This window comes from Thalassospira sp. UBA1131, from assembly GCF_002311515.1.
Classification (GTDB): domain Bacteria; phylum Pseudomonadota; class Alphaproteobacteria; order Rhodospirillales; family Thalassospiraceae; genus Thalassospira.
The window spans coordinates 46540-51728 of the sequence record NZ_DCAO01000026.1 but is presented as its reverse complement, the minus strand read 5'-3'; the positions used below and the strand labels follow the sequence as shown (position 1 = coordinate 51728).

The 5189-nt window shown below is 55.2% G+C and carries 5 protein-coding genes; 1 reads left to right on the top strand and 4 read right to left on the bottom strand.

The window, feature by feature from the left end:
- Positions 1-243: 243 nt before the first annotated feature.
- Genes purU through B3Z49_RS03925 form a run of 3 tightly spaced genes read right to left on the bottom strand, consistent with a single transcriptional unit; the run spans position 244 to position 2842 of the window.
- Positions 244-1101, bottom strand: coding sequence for a formyltetrahydrofolate deformylase (gene purU, locus B3Z49_RS03935; protein ID WP_064788649.1), 858 nt, complete (start codon positions 1099-1101; stop codon positions 244-246).
- Positions 1102-1136: 35 nt separating this feature from the next.
- Positions 1137-2072, bottom strand: a complete 936-nt coding sequence (locus B3Z49_RS03930) for an electron transfer flavoprotein subunit alpha/FixB family protein (RefSeq protein WP_296988363.1) — start codon at positions 2070-2072, stop codon at positions 1137-1139.
- Between the two features lie 20 nt (positions 2073-2092).
- The gene (locus B3Z49_RS03925) at positions 2093-2842 is read right to left on the bottom strand and encodes an electron transfer flavoprotein subunit beta/FixA family protein (RefSeq protein WP_296988366.1); all 750 of its coding nucleotides are present in this window, start codon (positions 2840-2842) and stop codon (positions 2093-2095) included.
- A gap of 417 nt (positions 2843-3259) precedes the next feature.
- Between B3Z49_RS03925 and B3Z49_RS03920 the strand changes: the two genes are divergently transcribed.
- A complete protein-coding gene (locus B3Z49_RS03920; RefSeq protein ID WP_063089291.1) occupies positions 3260-4309 on the top strand; it encodes a GlxA family transcriptional regulator in 1050 nt (349 codons plus the stop codon).
- Positions 4310-4382: 73 nt separating this feature from the next.
- Here the strand turns inward: B3Z49_RS03920 and B3Z49_RS03915 are convergent.
- Positions 4383-5189, bottom strand: an 807-nt coding sequence (locus B3Z49_RS03915) for a flavin reductase family protein (protein ID WP_296988362.1), incomplete at its 5' end; no start/stop codon positions are given.

Below are 5189 nucleotides of genomic sequence, written 5' to 3'. Positions count from 1 at the left end.
GTCGAGCCGATATCGGTCGGAATGCCCGATTTGTCGATGCCAACAATGTCATCCCAGCCGTTCTCGATCAGGTGATGCGCCACCGAGGAACCAACAATACCCCCGAGACCGACGATGACGACTTTGGCCTTGCTTGGAAATGCGCTCATTTCTCTCAATCCTTCTTTCCGAGATGTTTGTCAGTGCTCGGCATGGCGAAAACGCGTCAGGGACCGGTCAAAGCCGGCCCCTTTGCGAAGTTTACTACAAAGTGAAGACAACCGTTCGGTGATCATTAAGCATCACCCTGCCTTCAAGATGGTATTTGACGGCGCGGGCGAGAACCCGGGATTCGATATCGCGACCAGCCGCGACGAAATCGTCTGCGGACATGGCGTGGTTCACGCGTTCGGTTTCCTGTTCAATGATCGGGCCTTCATCGAGATCCGGCGTAACATAGTGTGCGGTCGCCCCGATCAGTTTCACCCCGCGCTCGTAAGCCTGATGATAGGGCTTTGCGCCCTTGAAGCTTGGCAGGAACGAGTGGTGAATGTTGATGATCATGCCATAGAACTGGCTCGAAAACTCGTTGGTCAGGACCTGCATGTAGCGCGCAAGGACCACCAGTTCAGACTTGGTTTCCTTGATCAGGTCAGCAAGCTTGGCTTCCTGTTCAGCCTTGTTTTCCTTGTTCACCGGCCAGTGGTAGAAGGGAATGCCTTCCTGATCGGCGACCTTGCGGGCATCTTCGTGGTTCGAAACGATGGCTGCCACTTCGGCGTCGAGCCAGCCGACCTTGATTTGGTAAAGAAGGTGCAGCATCGCATGATCGAATTTCGAAACCATGATGATGATTCTCGGACGGCGTGCAACTTCATCAATCTTGAGCTTCAGGTTAAAGCGATCCACCGCGGGGTTCAGCGATAGCGCAACAGATTCCTTGTCGATATCTGCCGGTGTGATGATCGCAACACGCAGGAAGAACTTGTTGGTGTGGCGGTCCCAGAACTGGTTGGACTCGGCGATATTGGCGCCGCGCGTGGCCAGAGCAGAGGTAACGGTCGCAACGATGCCCGGCTGATCATCACAGGCAACACGAAGGATATAAGAGGTATCATTCACTGGTTTGGTTCCGTCTTGATGTCTCGTGTTGAATGTTAAAGCTGGTTTTCCAGCTGCGGCAGGATTTCAAACAGATCACCGACAATGCCGTAATCTGCGACCTGGAAGATCGGGGCTTCTTCATCGGTATTAATGGCAACGATGATCTTGGAATCTTTCATACCCGCCAGATGCTGGATCGCACCGGAAATGCCACATGCGATATATAGGTCCGGGGCGACGACTTTACCCGTCTGACCAACCTGAAGGTCATTGGGGGCATAGCCCGCATCGACAGCCGCACGCGATGCACCAACAGCAGCACCAAGTTTGTCGGCCAGTGGCGTGATAACGGATTTGAACTTGTCTTCCGATCCAAGGGCACGGCCACCGGAAACAATAATCTTGGCAGAACCCAGTTCCGGCCGATCATTCTCCGACAGAATGTTTTCAAGGAAGGAAGATTTCCCGCTATTCGCACTGCCCGCATCAACCGGCTTGATTTCGGCAGTGCTTCCGCCGGCCTCGGCCGCGCCAAAGCTTGAGGTGCGGATGGTCAGCACTTTCTTAGCGTCTGTGCTTTGCACCACTTCGATGGCGTTGCCGGCATAGATCGGGCGTTTGAAGGTATCGGTATCGACAACTTCCATCACCTCTGAGACCTGCATGACATCGAGCAGGGCGGCAACACGCGGCAGGATGTTTTTGCCATTGGCGGTCGCGGCGGCAACGATGGTGTCGTAATCGCCCGCAAGTGAAACGATCAGATCGGCTGCATTTTCGGCAAGATGGTTTGCCAGTGCGTCGTTGTCAGCAACCAGCACGTTTCGAATACCGGCAAGTTTGGCAGCCTGATCGGCAACCGCGGCAACGTCCTTGCCCGCGACAAGAATATCGATATCACCACCGATCTGGGTTGCAGCATTTAGGGCCTTTGCGGTCTGTTCGGACAGGGTGGCGTTATCGTGTTCGGCAAAAAGAAGAATAGCCATGATTTCAATCTCCGCCTGGGTCAGATGACGCCAGCTTCATGCTTGAGTTTGTCGGTAAGTTCGGCAACGTCGGCAACCTTGATGCCCGCCTTGCGCGTTGCGGGTTCTTCAACCCGGATCAGGCGCAGGCGCGGGGCAACGGTAACGCCAAAGTCAGCGGCGGCTTTGCTATCAAGCGGCTTTTTCTTTGCCTTCATGATATTGGGAAGCGACGCATAGCGCGGCTCGTTCAGGCGAAGATCGGCGGTGACAATTGCCGGCAGGCTGACGCTGATGGCCTGAAGACCGCCATCCACCTCGCGGGTTACCTTGGCGTGATCGGCAGAAAGTTCCAGTTTCGAAGCAAAGGTTGCCTGCGACCAACCGAGCAGGGCGGACAGCATCTGACCGGTCTGGTTGGCATCGTCGTCAATCGCCTGTTTGCCCAGAATGACAAGGCCGGGTTCCTCGGCGTTCACAACACCTTTGAGGATTTTTGCGACGTCAAGCGGCTCAACCGGGCCATCAACCGTGACCAGGATGGCGCGATCAGCACCCATGGCAAGGGCGGTGCGCAGGGTTTCCTGTGCCTGTGCCGGACCAATCGAAACGGCGACGATTTCGTCAGCCTGACCGGATTCCTTAAGGCGAATGGCTTCTTCAACCGCGATCTCGTCGAAGGGGTTCATCGACATTTTGACATTGGCAAGGTCGACACCGGAACCATCCGCCTTGACGCGGATCTTCACGTTGTAGTCGACGACCCGTTTGACCGGTACGAGAACCTTCATCATTTCCCTCTCTGACGAAATCCGGATCAAACAAGTTTTTGGTCCGGTGTGGGCGCGTCTTGCCGCAACCCGATGTAAGTTTCAAAGACTGGAAGCGTTACGCGATGCGACACTACCGGAGGCGATATTGAGCGTGGTGCAATTCTGGATGCCGAGTTTCCGGGGTCGGGGCAATTTGGACAGGTTTCTGGCAATCGTTTCGGGGCGCGAATGTACTGTTTGCCGATTTTGGCATCCTGATCGCAATCCGATTGTTGATTCTGCCGTGACCCTGTGTTTCTCTTGCTTAGCCGACATACCCTTCGGTATCATGAAAAGTAATCTGGCGACTTTTTGCGCCAAAAAATAGAATGTTTGCGTCAAAGTGAGATTACCGCTACGACAAAGCCGGTAACCTTGTCTGTATCGGAGGAACCGATGCTCAAGAAGCCTGAAGCACGTGCCCAGACTGCGCCGCGTTTAACCGTCGGTTTTATCCTCGCAAAACGCTTTACGTTGTGCGCCTTTGCCAACTTTGTCGATGTCTTGCGCCTTGCAGCAGACGAAGGTGATCGCAGTCGTCCGATCCTGTGTAAATGGACGGTTCTGTCGGACACGATGGACCCGATCACATCAAGTAGCGGAATTGCGGTTCAGCCCAAGGAACGCTTGGGCGATCCACGGCGGTTCAATTATATTGTGGTTGTTGGCGGGCTGATGGATGACGCCGAAAAGCTGAGCCCTGCCTATCAGAAATTCCTGCATGAAGCGGCCGAAGCCGGGGTGCCGCTTGTTGGTGTTTGCACCGGGGTCTTTATGCTGCATGAGGCCGGGCTTCTTGACGGGTATCGTTGCTGTGTCAGTTGGTTCCATCATTCCGAGGTGGTTGAGCAGTTCGAAGGGCTTGATCCGGTTACCGAGCAGATTTTTGTGGTCGACCGCGACCGGTTGACCTGTTCTGGCGGGGTCAGTTCGGCACACCTGGCGGCCTATCTGGTCGATAAGCATGTCGGGCGGGCACAGGCGAACAAAAGCCTGCATATCATGATTATTGATGATGCGCTTCAGGCGGAAAAGCCCCAGCCGGGCATTCCATTGGATTTGAAAACGCAGGATCAGATCGTGCAGCGCGCGCTTTTGATCATGCAGCAAAATATCGATATGCCGATTTCCGTGCAGGAAATTGCGCGTCGCATGGGCAACAGCAAACGCCAGATCGAACGGCATTTCAGGATGGCTTTGGATACATCGCCCCAGGTAGCGTTCCTTAATATCCGGCTTGATCTGGCCCAGCACCTGATCGAGAAAAGCGACAAGTCTGTCGCCCAGATTGCGGTTGATTGCGGATTTTGTGATTCTTCGCATCTTAGCCGGATGTTCCGCCGTCGTTATGGCTGCACGCCACAGGCCCTGCGTCGCCCGATCCCGGATTCACTGGCCACAAGTGCGATGGTCGAAGACGCACCGCAGCTTGAGGCCGGCGCATAAGAAAAGAAAACGCCCTGCTTACTGTGATGGTAAGCAGGGCGTTTGAATTGATGCGCTTAAGATCGCAGAGATATTACATCTCGACCTCGACATCGGAAAGCGGGGTCGAGCAGCAGATAAGAATCTTGCCCTGATCAATTTCGCGCTGACGGATGCCGCCACCATGGTTCATGTCGACTTCCCCTGACACCAGTTTGGATTTGCAGGTACCGCAAATGCCACGCTGACAGGATGACATCGGCATCAGGCCGGCTTCCTTGGCGGCCGACAGAATGGTCATGCCCGGGCTGCATTCAACCACGTGGCCGGTCTTGCTGAAGCTGACGCGGAAGGTTTGCTCGCTGATTTCCGGGGCGACAGAGGCGTGTTCTTCGAACGTGCCCGCGGTTTCAGCGCCGAAATCAAAGCTTTCCTCGTAGTATTTGCCCATGTCGAAGCCAGCTTCTTCGAGCATGTGGCGAACACCCTCCATGAAGCGGGCAGGTCCACAGCAAAATACCTTGCGGTCCTTGAAGTCAGGCGACATCAGCGACAGCATCGGCAAGCTCAGGCGGCCGGTATAACCGGTCCACTGATGGCTGGCAGACGCGCTGTCGCAGGTCAGTGCCACCTTCAGGGTCGGGTTCTGTGCGGCCAGGAGGGCAAGCTCATCACGGAAAATCAGATCAGACGGTGTGCGTGCCGCATGAACGAAATGAAGGTCGGTCGGCTCGGACAGGTCACAGGCGGTACGTGTCATCGACATCATCGGGGTGATGCCGCTGCCAGCTGAAATGAACAACAGCTTTTCTTCGCCCGTGGCATCAGCAGTGAATTCGCCGCCCGGACCGGAAACATTGATTTCCTTGCCCGGAAGCATGTTGTCATGCAGCCAGTTCGA